Raw genomic sequence first — 16,999 nt, forward strand, 5'->3', positions numbered from 1 at the left:
TGTGGCAACTTACCGAGGCTTTACTCGGTTCCCGATTTCGGCCCCTCTCAGGGCACGATATTGGGCATGTCCAGCAATGCCGGCTCCCCGAGCCACCCCGAACGCCCCGTAGCGGGCACGCCGCCGATGGCCGCCAGCCCGCTGACCCGTGCCGTACTCGAGATCGACGAGTACGCCTCCGGCCTCGGCTGGGACCAGCCCGCCCGCCTCTTCGCCCTCGTCGACACCGCCAAGCTCCGCTCGCAGGAGCCCGCCCTGGCCGCCCAGCTCGGCCTCGACGGGGCGGCGGACGGCGCGGCCGCCCCCTCGTACACCCCCATCGAGCAGGACGAGCTGCCCGCGGGCTCCGCCCTCGACGAGTTCCTCGCCACGATCGCCTGGCCGGACGCGGTGACGGGGTGCGCCCTGACCGTGGAGCGGCTGATGCTGCCGCCGTCCGCCGAGGGGGCCGTACCCCACGGGATGAACGAGAAGCAGCTCGCCAAGTGGGTGGCGAGCCACCCGGAGCGGCAGGAGGTGCGGATGACGGTCGCCGTGCTGCGGGACGGGGCCCGTGAGTCCGCCGTCCGGCTGCGCGAGAAGGACTCGCCGACCGAGGTGCTCACCGGCCCCGACCTGGTGCCCGGCCTGGCCGAGGCGCTGGCCGCCACCTTCGCGGACTGAGCCCTTCCGCCGGTCTTCCGGGCCGAGAAGGCGTGACGACGCGGGTTCGTCGAAGTCCGGTGCGGTACCGCGCCCCTCATGGGGGCGCGGGAAACTGCGCGACCGGCCACGGACGGCCCGGCGGCCACCGAACCGTACGCCGAGCGGCGCGCTCAGCCTGCCGTGCAGCGCGGCAGGCCGGCCGCGTCCCCCTTGCGGATCTTCTCCAGGGACTTCAGCGCGTCGCCTATCGTGTCCACCTTGACGAGCGTCAGCCCGGACGGGGTGTCCTTGGCGGCGGTCGCGCAGTTGTCCTTGGGGGTCAGGAAGAACCGGGCGCCCTTGTTCCGCGCGCCGACCGTCTTCATCTCGATGCCGCCGATCGGCCCGACCTTGCCCTCGTCGTCGATCGTCCCGGTGCCGGCGACGAACTTGCCGCCGGTCAGGTCGTCCGGTGTCAACTTGTCGACTATCCCCAGGGCGAACATCAGGCCGGCGCTCGGCCCCCCGACGTCGGCGAGCTTGATGTTGATCGGGAACGGGAACGTGTGCGCCGTTCCCGCCTGGATGCCGACGATGGCCCGCTTGTCCCCGGGCGCCTCACGCGTCACCACGGTGACGTTCTCCGTCCCCCGCGGCTGCCGCTTCTCCTTCTCCGCGGCGGCGGCCTCCTTGGCCGGCACGATCGTGAAGGCGACCTTCTCGCCGGGCTTGTGCCGGGTGACGAACTTCGCGACGTCACCGGGCTGCTTCACCTCGGAGCCGTCCACCGCCTTGATCACGTCGCCCGCGTGCAGCGCGCCCTCGGCGGGACTCGCCTTGACGACCGAGGCGACCACGATCCGCGTCGGGACGGCGATGCCCAGTTGCTTGAGCGCCGCCACCTTGGCGCTCTCCTGGGACTGGCTGAACTCCTCGGCCGTCTCCTGGTTGAGCTGGTCCGGCGACTTGTCGTCCGGGTAGAGCGTGCTGTGCGGAACCACCAGCTTGTCGTGGTTCAGCCAGCCGTAGACCGCCTCCACCATGTTCATCCGGTACTGCGAGCCGGTCACCCGGACCGTGGTCATGTTGAGGTGGCCGCTGGTCGGGTACGTCTTGTGCCCCGAGATCTGGAGCACGGGCTCCCCGTCGTGATCGCCCAGGGTGTTCACCGTCGGCCCGGGCGACATCTCCGCGTACGGCACGGGGATCAGCACGCCGGCGCAGAGCAGCGCGATCAGGGTCAACAGGGAGGCGAGCATCGTCGCGGTGCGGCGGGGCATGGAACGACAGTACGGGACAGGTCTGACAGTCCACTTCCGGGGCGGTCCGTACGGGGCAGAAGCGCCTGATGGGGCCGATGCTCCGCGGAAAACACGGTCCCGGCCCGCCCGTGACGGCCCGGGAGCACCGCCCGGGATCACGTCACGTGGGTCCGGCCCCGGAGTCCGAACGCTCCATGGCCTCACGGAACTTCGCGTACCCCGCGAGCTCGGAGACATCGCCTGCCTTGCGGTTCCGGGCCGCCCAACTTCCCCACAGGGCGGCGACCACGGCCGCGGCAACCGGAATCAGCAACCAAGCGAGCGCCGCCATAACGGCCTCCGACCTCTTACTCCTCGTGACTTACGATGAGCACATTAATCGTCTGCCGTCTCAACGCTCACGTGAGGGCAACGGTTACGCAACTCGGGTGGCCCGTTCCGGGCACCGAGCGATCACGCCAAGCGCCCACCCGTCACCCGACCACCACCCCGCGACGACGGCGCTACACGCCGACCCATTCTTCTGTGCCGTCCGAGAACACCTGGTGCTTCCAGATCGGCACCTCGTGCTTGAGGTCGTCGATGAGGCGCCGGCAGGCCGCGAACGCCTCGGCGCGGTGCGGGCAGGAGACGGCGACCACCACCGCGAGGTCGCCGATGGTCAGCTCGCCGACCCGGTGGACCGCGGCCAGCGCCCGCACCGGGAAGTCCGCCGCCACCTTCTCGGCCACCCGCCGCAGCGTCTCCTCGGCCGTCGGGTGCGCCGAGTAGCCGAGCCCGGCGACGGAGGCGCCGCCGTCGTGGTCGCGCACGGTCCCCACGAAGAGCGCGGTGCCGCCCGCGGCCGGGTCGCCGACCGCGGCGAAGACCTCGTCCAGGGAGAGCGGGGTCTCGCGGACGGCCAGCAGGCGCAGGGGGCCGGGTTCGGGGACGGCGGACCCGGAGGGATCTTCGTACGTACGGGACATGCGCTCCATCGTGCCGTACGCCGGCCGTCTTCCGGCCCGTCCGGAGCGGGATATTCGGACCGGTGTCCGAGCAGGGGCCCGCCCGGTGGCCGCGGCGGGTCCGGCGAGCCCGGCGGGCGCGGCGGGCGCGGTGGGCCCGGCGGACGCCGCCCGGGCCCGGCGAGCCCGCCCGCTACACCCGACGCCGGGCCTTGCGCGCCCGCCGCACCAGGGCCGCCGTGCCCAGCAGTGCCACCGTGGCCCCGGCGGCGCCGGCCGCCGTCGCGTCCTTGCGGCCGAGCCGCCGGCCGGCGACCGTGTGCCGTCCGGCGACCTCCTCCAGCAGCTCCGCCAGGACCTCCTCGTTGGTCCAGCGGGGACGCCAGCCGGCGGCGTGCAGCCGGTGGCCGCTGACCACCCAGGGGTGCATCGTGTACTCGAGGTCGCCCGCGGGAGACGGCGTCAGCCCCAGGCGGTGCAGCCGGGAGGCGGCGCCCAGCGCCACGGCGGACGGCAGCTCCATGCGGCGGATGCCGGTGAGCTCCTCGACCTCCTCCTGCTCCAGCCAGCCGTCGCAGCCCACCGCCAGCTCGCCCTCGGCCTTCTCCAGGGCGGCGAACTCCAGGGCGCTCACCAGGTCCTCGACGTGGCAGAACTGCCACACCGGGCGGGACCCGGCCACCACCAGCAGCCTCGGCGACTCGAAGTAACGGGTCAGGGCCGTGTCCGTGCCGCCGACGAGGATCGCGGGCCGCAGCACGGTGACGTTCAGCCCGGGGTGGGCGCGGGGCGCGCGGCGGGCCAGGCGCTCGATCTCCAGCAGGTCGCCGACGCCGGTGGCCTCGGCGGTCGCCCGCAGCTCGGCGTCCTCGTCGAGGGGCACGTCGTTGTCGGGGTGCGCGCCGTAGACCATCGCCGAGGTGCACAGCACCACGCGGTGCACCCCGGCCGCGGCGGCGGCCGTCAGCACGGTCTGGGTGCCGCGCACGTTGTAGGCGGTGCGGGCGGCCGGGTCGGTCTCCAGGTCCAGGTCGAGCGCGAGGTGGACGACGACGTCGGCACCCCGCAGCTTCTCCGCGATGGCCGGGTCGCGGACGTCCAGGACGTGCCACTGCGCCTCGCTGACGTCGCCGCGGCGCTCGTCGATGGCGAGGACGTGCTTGACCTCCTCGGACGCGGCGAGCCGCCGGGTGAGCAGCGCACCGACGCCGCGGGCGGCGCCGGTGACCGCGACCACGGGCCGTCGGCCGGTCGGGCTCGTACTGTCTCGCGCGGAACCGTTTCGCGCTGCGCGAACTTCTCGGTCGGGGGAACTCACCGGGCGTCTCCAGCGGTTGTCTTCAGTACGTATGTGTCATCACCTGTGTCATGACCCGTACGTACCAGGTGACGTCCATCCTGCCGCAGGCCCCGAGCCGGTGGAGCACCAAGCCCCCTTACCGGGGAGGTGTCTACGCTGGGTGGTGTTGTCGGGCATTCGCCGTCGGCCATCGCCGGCGGCCCTAGGAGCCGAGGAAACCCGTGAGTGACACCCCATTCGGATTCAATCTTCCGCCGGAGGAGCCGGAGGACGGCGACAACGGCAAGAAGAAGGGCGGTGACCAGGGTGGCCGTGGACAGGATCCGGCGAACCCGTTCGGATTCGGTTCCGGCGCGGGCGGCGCGGACAACCCCTTCGCCGCGCTGTTCGGCGGCGGCGCGAACCCGGCGTTCGGCGGCATGAACCCCGGTGACCTGGGCGCCGCCTTCCAGCAGCTCGGGCAGATGCTCTCCTACGAGGGCGGCCCGGTGAACTGGGACATGGCCAAGGACATCGCGCGGCAGACCGTCGCGCAGGGCACCGCCGACGGCTCCAAGGACGCCAGCGTCTCGGCCGGTGAGCGGGCCGCGGTCCAGGAGGCCGTCCGCCTGGCCGACCTCTGGCTGGACGGCGTGACGTCGCTCCCCTCGGGCTCCACCACCGCCGTGGCCTGGAGCCGCGCGGAGTGGGTCGAGGCGACCCTGCCCGTGTGGCGGGAGCTGGTGGATCCGGTCGCCGAGCGCGTCGGCTCCGCCATGGGTGACGTGCTGCCCGAGGAGATGCAGGCCATGGCCGGCCCGCTGCTGGGCATGATGCGCAGCATGGGCGGCGCCATGTTCGGCACGCAGATCGGGCAGGCCGTCGGCGTGCTGGCGGGCGAGGTCGTTGGGTCCACCGACATCGGGCTGCCGCTGGGCCCGGCCGGCAAGGCGGCCCTGCTGCCGGTGAACGTCGAGGCGTTCGGCTCGGGTCTCGGGGTGCCGCAGGAGGAGGTGCGCCTGTACCTGGCGCTGCGCGAGGCCGCCCACCAGCGCCTGTTCGCGCACGTGCCGTGGCTGCGCTCGCACCTCTTCGGCGCCGTCGAGGGCTACGCCCGGGGCATCAAGGTGGACACCACCAAGCTGGAGGACGTCGTCGGCCAGCTCGACCCCACGCGTCCCGAGCAGATGCAGGAGGCGCTCCAGCAGGGCATGTTCCAGCCGCAGGACTCCCCGGAGCAGAAGGCGGCCCTGGCCCGGCTGGAGACCGCGCTGGCACTGGTCGAGGGCTGGGTGGACGCCGTCGTGCACGCCGCCGCCGCGCCGCACCTGCCGTCCGCCGGGGCGCTGCGCGAGACGCTGCGCCGCCGTCGGGCCACCGGCGGTCCCGCCGAGCAGACCTTCGCGACGCTGATCGGTCTGGAGCTCCGTCCGCGCCGGCTGCGCGACGCGTCGCGGCTGTGGGCCTCCCTCACCGACGCGCGCGGCGCCGAAGGCCGGGACGCGCTGTGGGAGCACCCGGACATGCTGCCGACCGCCGCGGACCTGGACGATCCGGACGGTTTCGTGCACCGGGAGCACCTGGACTTCTCCGAGCTGGACAAGATGCTCGGTGAGGCCGCGGGGGGCGGTGGCGGTCAGGCGAAGCCGGATCTGAAGAAGGACGCCAAGGACGCCAAGGACGCCAAGGATTTCGAGGCCTCCGAGGATTCGGAGAGCTCCGCGGACTCCAAGGAGTCCCGTGGCTCCGAGGGCGACCGCTCCGAGGACGGCAAGGGGAACGGCGAGGGCGGCGCGTGAGCCTTCGCCTTCGGGAGGACGCGGAGCGGGTGCTCAAGGAGTGGCCCGCTCCGCCCGGTGACGCGCAGCAGGAGACGCTGCGGCTCGCCTACCTGGAACACCTGGCCGGCCACCCGGACGGCATGTGGAAGGCGTGCCGGGACGGCCACATCACGGCCAGCGCCCTGGTGGTGGATCCGTCCCGCGACCGGGTGCTGCTCACGCTCCACCGCAAGCTGGGGATGTGGCTGCAGATGGGCGGCCACTGCGAACCCGAGGACGCGACGCTGGCGGCGGCCGCGCTGCGCGAGGCCACGGAGGAGTCCGGCATCGCGAGCGGGCTGACCCTGCTGCCGGGCGGCCCGGTCCGGCTGGACCGCCACCACACGCCCTGTGCCTGGCACCTGGACGTGCAGTACGCGGCGCTGGCGCCGGAGGGCGCCGAGGCGGCGATCAGCGACGAGTCGCTGGACCTGCGGTGGTTCGGCTACGACGAGGTCTCCTCGGTGGCCGACGTGTCGGTGGTGCGGCTGGTCGAGCGGGTGCGCGCGCTGGTGTAGGCGCGGCGCCCTCTTCGCGGGTGGCCGACGCGCCCTTGGCACGGCTGCCGTCGGAGGCGCCGGGCGGGCTTCCGACGCCCATGCCCGGGCGGGCGCGGTGGCGGTGTCACACCGGTCGCTCGGGCTTCGCCGCCCACCGCTTCCGTCCCCGGATGGCGTGTTACTCGCTGCGGGCGGCGGGAAGGTGCGGGAGCCGGCCGGCGGCGACGACGCCCTCCAGGTAGCCCCGGGCGCGCTCGGTGCGCGGATACGCCTCCAGGAGCCGCCAGAAGGCGGGCCCGTGCCCGGGGACGAGCAGGTGGGCCAACTCGTGCAGGAGGACGTAGTCGACGACGTACTCGGGCATGCCCTGCAACCGGTGTGAGAGGCGGATGCTGCCCTCGGCGGGGGTGCAGGAGCCCCAACGCGTGTTCTGGTTGGTGACCCAGCGGACGCTGTCCGGCCGGGCCCGGCCCCCGAGATACTGACCGGAGAGGCGCTCGGCCCGTTCCGCGAGCTCGGTGTCGCCGAGTATCCGCTTGCTCTCCTGGGCCGCGAGCCGGTCGAGCATCACGTTCACCCACCGCTTCTCCTCGGCGTCCGACATGCGGGCCGGGATGAGGACCACCGTGCGGTCGCCCTCGCGGTAGGCGGAGACGGTCCTGCGCCGGCGCGCGCTCCGGCGGACCTCCACCGGACGGGCCTCGGCCGCCGGGAACGCCTCGGTCCCCAGGAAGGGCGGGCCGAGCGGCTTCGGGCCGCCGCGCGGTGGTCGTGCGGCACTGTGCAGGGGGTCGACGGGCACGCCACGACGTTACCCCGTCGGCGCCGCGGGAAGTCCCGCCGTCGCCCGGCCGACGGTGATTCCCCCACCCTGCCACGGCATTAGTACGACGATCAGCCCGTGCCTGTGGACAACTCCGCACGCCGATCGGTGCGGCCGTGCATGCTGGGTCCACCGGCGGCGGAACGGTGGCTCCGTCGGTGGGGGGCGGCGTGTGCCGGGTGACGAGGGGGAGCCATGGCGGGGACGGACGGCAAGTGCGGGGCGGCGGTGCTGGAGCGCGTGGGAGGAGGTGAGGCCGGGGCCGGCGGCGCGGCCGGGAGCGGGATCGCGGCGGATGAGGGCGTGGACGGGTCCGGAGGCACTGTCGGCGCCGAGGGAGCGCATCCGATGGTGAAGCCCGCCCTGCGGCGGGCCTGGCGCAGCCGGGACGTCCTCCAGCTCGGGATGACCCGGGCCCACGCGACGGTGGTGGGCCCGGTGGATACGGCGACGGCCTCCTTCCTCGGCCTGCTCGACGGCACGCGGAGTCTGCCGCTGCTGCGGTCGGAGGCGGCGGCCATGGGGCTCCCGGAGGGCCGGGCGGACGCGTTGGTGGAACGGCTGGCGCGGGCCGGGGTGCTGGACGACGCGCGTGGCGGGGGCGCGGGAGGCGCCGCGCTGCGGAACCGCGGCCCGGCCCTGGAGCGGTTGCGACCCGACCTGGCCTCGCTCTCGGTGCTGCATCCGGCGCCGGGGGCGGCGATGGGGCTGATGGCCGCGCGGCAGGCGAAGCGGGTGCAGGTGCGGGGCGCCGGGCGGGTGGGCGCCGCGGTGGCCGCGCTGTTGTCGGCCTCCGGGGTGGGGCAGGTGGACGTGCTCGACGGCGGGTGTGTCGAGCTCTGGGACGTGAGCCCCTGCGGGGTGGGCGCGGAGCGGACGGGTGAGCGGCGGGACGCGGCGGCCCGGCGCGCGGTCCGGGAGGCGGCGCCCCTGTCGCGCCCGAGGTCGCGGCCGGACGGTGCCGGGGAGTACGGCCCACCGTTGGCCCTCACGGTGTTCGCGCCCCGGGACGGGGTGGCGGTGTGGGCGCCCGATCCGGCGGGGGCGCGGGAGACGATGGCGGCGGGGACGCCCCACCTGTACGCGGGGGTGGCGGAGGCCACCGGGATCGTCGGGCCGTTGGTGCTGCCGGGGCGGTCGGCCTGCGCCGAGTGTCTGGGGCTGGGCCGCGCGGAACGGGACGCCGCCTGGCCCCGGATGGTCGCCCAGTGGAAGTCCGGTCGCCGGGCGGAGGTACCGTCATGCGACATGGCACTGGCCACGGTCGTGGCGGGACTGACCGTGTCGTGGGCGCTCGCGTTCCTCGACGGTGGGTCCGCTACGGCTACGGGGGCGCGCCTGGAGCTGGCTCTGCCGGGTCCGGACTGGTCCTCACGCCCGGTCGAGCCGCATCCGCGGTGTCCGTGCGGCGCGGCGCGGTCCCCCGAGAGGGGGCGTGCCGGGGCGGCGGGGGCCCCGCGCGGGACAATGCCCGGGTAACCGCCGTCCGCGGCGTGGCCGTTCAGCTAGTTGGAGGGGCGCATGTCTGATCTACCGCGCAAGGCGGTCGCTCGTACCGCCAAGTTGGCCGCGCTGCCCTTGGGGTTCGCCGGACGCACCGCGCTCGGGCTCGGCAAACGCATCGGCGGGCGGCCGGCGGAGCTGATCGCCGCGGAGTTGCAGCAGCGCACGGCCGAGCAGTTGTTCGCCACGCTGGGCCAGCTCAAGGGTGGGGCGATGAAGCTCGGCCAGGCGTTGTCCGTCTTCGAGTCGGCGCTTCCCGAGCAGGTGGCGAGTCCCTACCGGGCGGCGCTGACCAAGCTCCAGGAGGCGGCGCCCCCGATGCCGGTGAAGTCGGTGCACGCCGCGCTGGCGGAGCGGCTGGGGAAGGACTGGCGGGATCTGTTCGAGGAGTTCGACGACAAGCCGGCCGCGGCCGCGTCGATCGGGCAGGTGCACCGGGCGGTCTGGCACGACGGGCGGGAGGTCGCGGTCAAGGTGCAGTACCCCGGGGCCGGGGAGGCGCTGCTGTCCGACCTCACCCAACTCGGCCGGTTCGCGCGGCTCCTGGGGCCCCTGGTTCCCGGCATGGACATCAAGCCTCTGATCACCGAGTTGCGGGACCGGGTGTCCGAGGAGCTCGACTACGGGCTGGAGGCACGCGCCCAGGCCGCCCATGCCCGGGAGTTCGCGGGGGACACGGATGTCGTCGTCCCGGGCGTGGTGCACCACACCGACCAAGTGCTGGTGACGGAGTGGCTGGAGGGGGTGCCGTTGTCCGAGGTGATAGCGGACGGCACCCGGGAGCAGCGGGACCGGGCCGGGCAGTTGCTGGCGCGCTTCCTGTTCTCCGGAGCGGCTCGCACCGGCCTGCTGCACGCCGATCCGCACCCGGGGAACTTCCGGTTGCTGACCGGGGACGCGCCCGACGGCCCGCCCGGCAAGTGGCGGCTGGGCGTGCTGGACTTCGGCACGGTGGACCGGCTGCCGCAGGGGCTGCCGCCGGAGATCGGGACGGTGTTGCGGCTGACGCTGGAGGGCGAGGCGGAGGCGGTCCACGAGCTGCTGCGGGACGAGGGATTCGTCAAGCCGGGGATCGATCTCGACCCGGGCGCGGTGCTCGACTACCTGCTGCCGATCATCGAGCCGGCCCGAGTGGAGGAGTTCACCTTCACGCGGGACTGGATGCGCGCGCAGGCGACGCGGATCGCCGACCCGCGCTCCCCCGCCTACCAGTTGGCACGTCAGCTCAACCTGCCCCCGGCGTATCTGCTGATCCACCGGGTCACCACCAGCACGATAGGGGTGCTCTGCCAACTGGGCGCGACCGTACGGCTGCGTGACGAGATGGAGGCGTGGGTCCCGGGATTCGCGGCCGGGAGCAGAAGCCAGGAGACCTCCGCCTGACCACCTCGCCGCCCGCAGCGAGCCGGGGCCCGCTCCGCGTGGGCTCCGGGCGGCTCCGGCGGGTGTCACGACAGCGGGTTCACCACCAGGAGGAGTCGAGACGGCCCTCGATCGCTCTGATGTTGGCCCGGGCACAGTCGTCGCAGAAGTAGCGGCGGATGCCGTTCTCCACGGAGCAGGTCCAGGTCGGCGGGGAACCGTCGGCGGTGGTGCCGCAACGGGCACACGTGAGGGGGCCGGGATGGTCGGGGTCCAACTGCGCTGCGTCAGGCGTCTTCTGGTCCACTCTCCGACGATATCCCCGTGAACGGCCGGTGAACGGCCGACGCACCCCGACGCACCGAGGGGCCGGTCCGTTCGGACCGGCCCCTCGGTTCACCAAGCGTTGCGCGGCCGTCTTACTGCATGACGGCCATGGCCAAGGCCTTGCGGGCACGCAGCGAGGCGCGCTCGGCACGGCGCTGCATCCGGCGGGCGGCGGCGAGCCGAACGGCCCTGCGTTCCGAGTCGGCCTCGCGGAGGCGCTCGTGCATATGCGCGCGGGCCAGGATTTCTGGGATGAGTTGCATTTCGAGGTTCCTGTTCTGACGCGAGACGATCGCGCCGGAGGTATCACGGACGGAGAGGGCGGAGCCGGCCGGCTCGGGGGATGGGCGCTGCATCGTCGGGTCCTGCTTCTTGGGGTCGTGCGTCACTGGGCGGTCGATGGTGCCGTGGAGGTTCATGCGGCGACCGGGTTCTTGCGCGGGCGACCACGGGGACGCTTGCGGGCGACGACGACGCCCTGGACGAAGAGCTCACCGCCCCAGACGCCCCACGGCTCGCGGCGGTCCTTCGCCCCGGCGAGGCAGGCCTCACGCAGCGGGCAGGTCTGGCAGAGCGACTTGGCGTACTCGACGTCGGCCGGGGACTCGGCGAAGAAGACCTCGGGGTCGTAGGTGCGGCACGGCACGGGGGTGCCGAGGTTCTCGATCGCGTCGTCGAGGTCGGTGAGCGCCGTGAGGGGAGCGAGGGAAGTCAAGGAGTCCTCCGTGGGAACGGGCGGGGGGATCAGGTCGGTGGCTACTGACGGGGTGTGTGCCTTGATGTGCACGGTGTGTGTTCCTCGTCTGTGTTGTTTCCGGCTGGTGGCCGGGCTGGGTCCCCTGTCGGGGGCAAACAAAAGGGCCGCGGATCCCGGTGTGGGTTCCGCGGCCCTGGAAGGTGCCGACCTGATCTGCCGATCAGGCTGGATCTCTCCAGGGTTCGAGCCCACGGAAGGCCCACATCGTCTGGTGCTGGTACTGCTTGGCCCGGGAGCCGGCGCCGTTGGTCTCCGCCGCAATGGCACGGACTCGTGCCACTACTGCCGCTTCCGCCACCTCAGGCGCCTTGGTCGGTCGCTCATTGCCCAGCGCCGACTCGGAGAGCGGCAGCTTGGCAAGGGACAGACCGGTGCCCCGGACGGAACCGAACGACGGCACGACGACGATGCCTGCCTCGACACCGAGGGAACGCGTGGCAAAGACCGGGCGATCGGTCATTTTGTTGCTGGTGATGAAGCTGATCATTGGTCTCGCCTCCTCTCGGCGTCTCGGGACGGACCGGGGTCCGTCGTCTTCGGTTGAGTACAGCAGTACAGCACGGAACCAACGAATCCCGCGAGGGCCCGTTGCTTCCCTGCTCGGAAGGCTATGGGTAGGCCGTCCACGCACGCAAACTATTTTTCCGGAGATTTCTCGGGGCCCTCGTGCCGCTCCGGCTCACGGCCGGCACAGAGGGCCAGGACGTCGGCTCCGAACCGCCCCAGCTTGCGCATCCCCACACCGGAGATGGCGGCGAGCTCCGCCTCGGTGTCCGGCACGGCCTCGGCGATGGCCAGCAGCGTCTTGTCGGTGAAGACGCAGAAGGCCGGCTGGCCGAGCCGCCGGGCCTGCTCGGCCCGCCAGTCGCGCAGCCGCTCGTGCAGCCCCTCGTCCAGCTCGCTGGGGCAGTCCTCGCAGCGCAGCAGCTTGATCTCGCCCGCGTCCGTGAGCGTCCGGCCGCAGACCCGGCACCGCGCCGGCCGGCGCGTCCGCGCCGGACCGCCGCCGCGCGAACCGGGGGCCGGCCGCCCGCCGCCGTCCTGGAAGCCGGCTCCGAACGAGACGTGGCCGCGGGCGGAGGGCGAGCCGGTGGCGCCCTGCCCCTGGGCCGGGGAACCCGGCCGCAGGCCGTTGAGGAAGCGGCTGGGACGCCGGTTGGGCCGGCCGCCGGGCGACCGGGAGAGGGCCCACGACAATGTCAGGTGCCGGCGGGCCCGGGTGACGCCCACGTAGAGGAGCCGGCGCTCCTCCTCCAGTTGCTCGTCCGTCTTGGCGTAGGTGATCGGCATCATGCCCTCGGTGAGGCCGACCAGGAAGACGGCGTCCCACTCCAGACCCTTGGCCGCGTGCAGTGAGGCGAGCGTCACACCCTCGACGGTGGGGGCGTGCTGGGCCTCCGTCCGCTCCTGCAGCTCGGTGACGAGGTCGGCGAGCGTGGCGCCGGGGCGGGCGGCGGCGAAGTCCTCGGCGAGCCGGACCAGGGCGGCGAGGGATTCCCAGCGGTCGCGGACGGCACCCGATCCGGCGGGCGGCTCCGCGGTCCAGCCCCGCGTCGAGAACACGGCCCGCACCTGGGAGGGCAGGTCCTCGGCACCGGCGAGCTGCGGGTCGGTCCCGCCGCCCGCCCGTGCGGCACCGCGCAACAGGATCTGCGCCTCGCGCACCTCGGGCCGTTCGAAGAACCGCTCGGCCCCCCGCAACTGGTAGGGCAGGCCCGCGTCGGCGAGGGCCTGCTCGTAGACCTCGGACTGGGCGTTGATCCGGTACAGCACCGCGATCTCGCTCGCGGGCACCCCGGAGGCGATGAGGTCGCGGATCCGGCGGGCGACGCCCTCCGCCTCCGCCGGCTCGTCGGCGTACTCGGCGTAGGCGGGCTCGGGGCCGCTGTCGCGCTGGGAGACGAGCTCCAGGCGGTGCTCCGCGGCCTTGCCGCGGGCCTGCGCGAGCAGCCCGTTGGCCAGGTGGACCACCTGCGGCGTGGAGCGGTAGTCACGGACGAGCCGGACGACCGTGGCCCGCGGGTGGCGGGCGCGGAAGTTCAGCAGGTGGTCGGGGGTGGCGCCGGTGAAGGAGTAGATGGTCTGGCTGGCGTCACCGACGACACAGAGGCTGTCCCGGTCGCCCAGCCACAGCTCCAGCAGGCGCTGCTGGAGGGGGCTGACGTCCTGGTACTCGTCGACCACGAAGTGCTGGTACTGGCGGCGGACGGTCTCGGCGATGTCCTGCCGGTCCTGGAGGACGGCGACGGTGAGCAGCAGGACGTCCTCGAAGTCGATCACACCGCGCTCGCGTTTGAGCTGCTCGTAGATCCCGTAGATCTTCGCCGTCTCCGCCGGGTCGCGGGGGGCCTCGCGGCCGGCCTTGGCGATCGCGGCGGGGTAGTCCTCGGGAACGGTCTGGGTGACCTTGGACCATTCGATCTCGGACGTCACGTCCCGCAGCTCGTTGCGGTCGAGCCGGATCCGGCAGCGGGCCGCCGCCTCCGCGACGATCTGCACCTTGCGCTCGGCCAGCCGGGGCAGCTCGCCGCCCACGGCCTTGGGCCAGAAGTACTGGAGCTGGCGCAGGGCGGCGGAGTGGAACGTCCGGGCCTGCACCCCGGTCGCGCCGAGCTGGCGCAGCCGGCCGCGCATCTCGCCGGCCGCCCGGTTGGTGAAGGTGACGGCGAGCACACTCGTCGGCTGGAACACCCCGGACCGCACGCCGTACGCGATCCGGTGGGTGATCGCGCGGGTCTTGCCCGTACCGGCACCGGCCAGCACGCACACCGGCCCGCCGAGGGCCGTCGCCACCGCGCGCTGCTCCGGGTCGAGCCCGTCGAGCACGGCGTCGGCGGTCTCCGGCACCTGGGGGAAGAGGGGGGAGTGCGTTGCTGCTGTCACGCAGCCATGCTGCCAGGTCCGGGGAGGCGACCGGGAACCTTGTCCACAGGCGAGGCCCGGCGGTCGTACCATCACACCGATGGCGGCGCCTGCGACAGCCGGGAATGGCGGGAGAGAGGCGCACGTTCTACCACCGGAGCCTCGCTCCCCCCAGCTCGCCAGCAGAAGGAGTCCCGATGTCCGCCGTGACGATGTACAGCACCACCTGGTGCGGCTACTGCCGCCGTCTGAAGAGCCAGATGGACCGCGAGGGAATCGCGTACACCGAGGTGAACATCGAGCAGGACCCCGAGTCCGCCGCCTTCGTCGAGAAGGCCAACAACGGCAACCAGACGGTCCCGACCGTCCTGTTCCCCGACGGCTCGACGCTGACCAACCCCTCGCTGGCCCAGGTCAAGGCCAAGATCGGCGCCTGACCGGCCGCAGGCCCGCGCCAGGGCCCATGGGAAAGCCCCCGCCGCGGCGGGGGCTTTCCCATGCCCGGGGCCGGTCCGCCCTACGGCAGCGGTTCGCCGTACCAGAGCTCGACGAGGCGGGCGGCGATGGAGATACCGGTGGGGGGCAGGACCTCGCCGGAGGCGAAGGCGGCGCGGAGGTCGTCGCGGGAGAACCAGCGGGCCTCGTGGATCTCCTCGCCGTCGACCTGGATCTCCGGGGAGGTGGCGCGGGCGAGGAAGCCCAGCATGAGGCTGGAGGGGAAGGGCCAGGGCTGGCTGGCGACGTACTCGACGTCGCCGACGACGACGCCGGCCTCCTCGGCGACCTCGCGGCGGACGGCCTGCTCGATGGACTCGCCCGGTTCGACGAAGCCGGCGAGGGTGGAGAAGCGGCCCTCGGGCCAGTGCATCTGGCGGCCGAGCAGGGCGCGGTCCTGGTCGTCGGTGACCAGCATGATCACCGCGGGGTCGGTGCGCGGGTAGTGCTCGGCACCGCAGGCCGGGCAGCGGCGGATGTGGCCGGCGGCGGCGATGACGGTGCGTTCGCCGCAGCGCGAGCAGAAGCGGTGGAGGCGCTGCCAGTTCTCCAGGGCGACGGCGTGCACCAGCAGTCCGGCGTCGCGCGGGGAGAGCAGCAGGCCCGCCTCGCGGAGGCCGGCCGGGCGCGCGGACTGGTCCATGCGGCCGGGGAGGCTGTCCTTCTGGAGGGCGAAGTAGGCCACCCCGTCCTCGTCCTGGCCGAGGAAGTAGCGGTGCGTCTCGGTGGGCGGCGCGTCGAACGCCGGGGTCATCACCAGTTCCGTACGGCCGTCGGGGGTGTCGTCGATCAGCGCCTGGCCGCCGGAGACCACGAACACACGGGTCGACGGGTGGCTCCACGCCGCCGACAGCCACGCCTCGTCCAGCCGGTGGTGCGCGGCGCGGTCGATGCCGCTGGCCCCGCTGAGCGTGATGCGGTCGGCGGCGAAATCGGTCCTGGTGGTCACGGCTGCTTCCAACTCCCCCTGGTGGTGCTGACGGTGGTGCGTGTGGTGCGTCACGGGTCCCGCCCGGTTCAGGCCGCGCGGCGCGTCCAGGACGTGTCGCCGGCGGCGAGGTCGTCCCAGAGGTAGGCGGCGGTCTCCACGCCCTTCATGAGGAGGTCGAGCTCGACCTTCTCGTTGGGCGCGTGCCAGCCGTCGGAGGGCACGGAGATGCCGAGGAACAGGACGGGGACGCCGAGGACGTCCTGGAGGTCGGCGGCCGGGCCGGAGCCGCCCTCGCGGGTGAAACGGACCCGCTGCCCGAAGGCCCGGCCCATGGCGCGGGCGACGGCCTGGAGCGCGGGGTGGTCCAGCGGCGTCAGGCAGGGGCGGGTGGCGCCCGTGAACGTGAGCTCGTGGCGGACGCCGGCCGGGAGGCGGGCGGCCACCCACTCTTGTACGGCCCGCTGGACGGCGTCGGTGTCCTGGCCCGCGACCAGGCGGAAGGAGAGCTTCAACCGCGCCGAGGACGGGACGATCGTCTTGCCGCCGGGGCCCTGATAACCGCCGCCGATGCCGTTGACCTCGGCCGTCGGGCGAGCCCAGACGCGCTCCAGCGTGCTGTAGCCGGCCTCGCCGAGGGTGGCGTGCGAGTGCGCCCCGCGCGTCCAGCGCTTCTCGTCGAAGGGCAGCTCCGCGAAGAGCTCGCGCTCGCGGTCGGTGAGTTCGACGATGCCGTCGTAGAAGCCGGGGATCGCGACGCGGCGGTCCTCGTCGTGCAGCGCGGCGGCCAGCCGGGCGGCCTCGGTGGCCGGGTTGGGCACGGCACCGCCGAACGCGCCGGAGTGGATGTCCTGGTCCGGGCCGTACAGGTCGATCTGGCACTCCACCAGGCCGCGCAGGCCGGTGCAGACGGTCGGGGTGTCCTCGGCCCACATGCCGGTGTCGGAGACGATCACGGCGTCGCAGGCGAGGCGGTCCGCGTGCGCGCGGAGGAGAGCGGGGAAGTTCGGCGAACCGAACTCCTCCTCGCCCTCGATGATCAGCTTGAGGTTGACGGCGGGGGCCGCCCGGCCGGTGGCCGCCAGGTGGGCGCGGACCCCGAGGGTGTGGAAGAACACCTGGCCCTTGTCGTCGGCGGCACCGCGGGCGTACATCCGGCCGTCCTTGACGACCGGCTCGAACGGCTCGGTGTGCCAGCCGTCCTCCTTGGCGGCCGGCTGGACGTCGTGGTGGCCGTAGACCAGGACCGTCGGCGCGCCCTCGTCGCCCGAGGGCCACTCGGCGAAGACGGCGGGGGCCCCGTCGGTCTCCCAGACCTCGGCGACCGGGAAACCGGTCGCCCTGAGCCGGTCCGCCAGCCAGTCCGCGCTGCGGCGCACATCGGCCGCGTGGCCGGGGTCGGCCGACACGGAGGGGATGCGCAGCCACTCGGCGAGGTCGTCGAGGAAGGCGGCGCGGTGCTGCTGGATGTACGCGCGGACGGCACTGTCCGGGGTGTCGCTCATGACGT

General features: G+C 73.4%; 17 protein-coding genes. 6 read left to right on the plus strand and 11 right to left on the minus strand.

Annotated features, from left to right (window positions below; all coding sequences use genetic code 11):
- Positions 1 to 66: 66 nt before the first annotated feature.
- Positions 67 to 663, plus strand: coding sequence for a PPA1309 family protein (locus ACZ6X9_RS02650; protein WP_469776080.1), 597 nt, complete (start codon positions 67 to 69; stop codon positions 661 to 663).
- A gap of 152 nt (positions 664 to 815) precedes the next feature.
- Here ACZ6X9_RS02650 and ACZ6X9_RS02655 read toward each other — a convergent pair whose 3' ends face one another.
- The 3 genes from ACZ6X9_RS02655 to ACZ6X9_RS02665 form a co-directional block, all read right to left on the minus strand.
- Complete coding sequence (locus ACZ6X9_RS02655) at positions 816 to 1,904, minus strand: YlbL family protein (protein ID WP_469776081.1); 1,089 nt, start codon at positions 1,902 to 1,904, stop codon at positions 816 to 818.
- Positions 1,905 to 2,389: 485 nt separating this feature from the next.
- Positions 2,390 to 2,863 carry a molybdenum cofactor biosynthesis protein MoaE gene (locus tag ACZ6X9_RS02660; protein WP_469776082.1) on the minus strand — a complete coding sequence of 158 codons (474 nt, stop codon included), beginning with the start codon at positions 2,861 to 2,863 and terminating at the stop codon, positions 2,390 to 2,392.
- 163 nt (positions 2,864 to 3,026) lie between these two features.
- Positions 3,027 to 4,151: an SDR family oxidoreductase gene (locus tag ACZ6X9_RS02665; protein ID WP_433023021.1), complete on the minus strand. Its 1,125-nt coding sequence runs from the start codon at positions 4,149 to 4,151 to the stop codon at positions 3,027 to 3,029.
- Positions 4,152 to 4,354: 203 nt separating this feature from the next.
- On the opposite strand from ACZ6X9_RS02665, the gene ACZ6X9_RS02670 reads away from it, so the two are divergent.
- Both ACZ6X9_RS02670 and ACZ6X9_RS02675 read left to right on the plus strand, forming a co-directional pair.
- The gene (locus ACZ6X9_RS02670; RefSeq protein ID WP_469776083.1) at positions 4,355 to 5,911 is read left to right on the plus strand and encodes a zinc-dependent metalloprotease; all 1,557 of its coding nucleotides are present in this window, start codon (positions 4,355 to 4,357) and stop codon (positions 5,909 to 5,911) included.
- Complete coding sequence (locus tag ACZ6X9_RS02675; protein WP_469776084.1) at positions 5,908 to 6,450, plus strand: NUDIX hydrolase; 543 nt, start codon at positions 5,908 to 5,910, stop codon at positions 6,448 to 6,450. Before ACZ6X9_RS02670 ends, ACZ6X9_RS02675 begins: the two co-directional genes overlap by 4 nt.
- A gap of 160 nt (positions 6,451 to 6,610) precedes the next feature.
- Here the strand turns inward: ACZ6X9_RS02675 and ACZ6X9_RS02680 are convergent, their stop codons facing one another.
- Entirely contained in the window at positions 6,611 to 7,234 is a 624-nt protein-coding gene (locus ACZ6X9_RS02680; RefSeq protein WP_469776085.1) for a M48 metallopeptidase family protein, read from the minus strand.
- A gap of 369 nt (positions 7,235 to 7,603) precedes the next feature.
- Between ACZ6X9_RS02680 and ACZ6X9_RS02685 the strand changes: the two genes are divergently transcribed.
- Positions 7,604 to 8,734 (plus strand): ThiF family adenylyltransferase, encoded by a 1,131-nt coding sequence (locus ACZ6X9_RS02685; protein WP_469776628.1) that lies wholly within the window; start codon positions 7,604 to 7,606, stop codon positions 8,732 to 8,734.
- 42 nt (positions 8,735 to 8,776) lie between these two features.
- Positions 8,777 to 10,141, plus strand: a complete 1,365-nt coding sequence (locus ACZ6X9_RS02690) for an ABC1 kinase family protein (protein ID WP_469776086.1) — start codon at positions 8,777 to 8,779, stop codon at positions 10,139 to 10,141.
- A 79-nt stretch (positions 10,142 to 10,220) separates the two neighbouring features.
- Here ACZ6X9_RS02690 and ACZ6X9_RS02695 read toward each other — a convergent pair whose 3' ends face one another.
- From ACZ6X9_RS02695 to ACZ6X9_RS02715, 5 genes are all read right to left on the minus strand, one after another.
- Positions 10,221 to 10,427, minus strand: coding sequence for a hypothetical protein (locus ACZ6X9_RS02695; protein WP_469776670.1), 207 nt, complete (start codon positions 10,425 to 10,427; stop codon positions 10,221 to 10,223).
- A gap of 112 nt (positions 10,428 to 10,539) precedes the next feature.
- A complete protein-coding gene (locus tag ACZ6X9_RS02700; RefSeq protein WP_469776087.1) occupies positions 10,540 to 10,866 on the minus strand; it encodes a hypothetical protein in 327 nt (108 codons plus the stop codon).
- Positions 10,863 to 11,234 carry a WhiB family transcriptional regulator gene (locus ACZ6X9_RS02705; RefSeq protein WP_469776088.1) on the minus strand — a complete coding sequence of 124 codons (372 nt, stop codon included), beginning with the start codon at positions 11,232 to 11,234 and terminating at the stop codon, positions 10,863 to 10,865. The genes ACZ6X9_RS02700 and ACZ6X9_RS02705 overlap by 4 nt, the downstream gene beginning before the upstream one ends.
- A gap of 130 nt (positions 11,235 to 11,364) precedes the next feature.
- Positions 11,365 to 11,691 carry a hypothetical protein gene (locus ACZ6X9_RS02710; RefSeq protein ID WP_469776089.1) on the minus strand — a complete coding sequence of 109 codons (327 nt, stop codon included), beginning with the start codon at positions 11,689 to 11,691 and terminating at the stop codon, positions 11,365 to 11,367.
- 149 nt (positions 11,692 to 11,840) lie between these two features.
- The gene (locus ACZ6X9_RS02715) at positions 11,841 to 14,159 is read right to left on the minus strand and encodes an ATP-dependent DNA helicase UvrD2 (RefSeq protein ID WP_469776090.1); all 2,319 of its coding nucleotides are present in this window, start codon (positions 14,157 to 14,159) and stop codon (positions 11,841 to 11,843) included.
- A gap of 104 nt (positions 14,160 to 14,263) precedes the next feature.
- Between ACZ6X9_RS02715 and ACZ6X9_RS02720 the strand changes: the two genes are divergently transcribed.
- Positions 14,264 to 14,503 (plus strand): mycoredoxin, encoded by a 240-nt coding sequence (locus ACZ6X9_RS02720; protein WP_004937444.1) that lies wholly within the window; start codon positions 14,264 to 14,266, stop codon positions 14,501 to 14,503.
- A gap of 80 nt (positions 14,504 to 14,583) precedes the next feature.
- On the opposite strand, the gene nudC is transcribed toward ACZ6X9_RS02720, so the two are convergent.
- Together nudC and ACZ6X9_RS02730 are read right to left on the minus strand one after the other, a co-directional pair.
- Positions 14,584 to 15,510 (minus strand): NAD(+) diphosphatase, encoded by a 927-nt coding sequence (nudC, locus tag ACZ6X9_RS02725; RefSeq protein WP_469776091.1) that lies wholly within the window; start codon positions 15,508 to 15,510, stop codon positions 14,584 to 14,586.
- Positions 15,511 to 15,578: 68 nt separating this feature from the next.
- Positions 15,579 to 16,994, minus strand: coding sequence for a dipeptidase (locus ACZ6X9_RS02730; RefSeq protein WP_469776092.1), 1,416 nt, complete (start codon positions 16,992 to 16,994; stop codon positions 15,579 to 15,581).
- Positions 16,995 to 16,999: the final 5 nt, after the last annotated feature.

Source organism: Streptomyces sp. NPDC052910 (assembly GCF_055585605.1).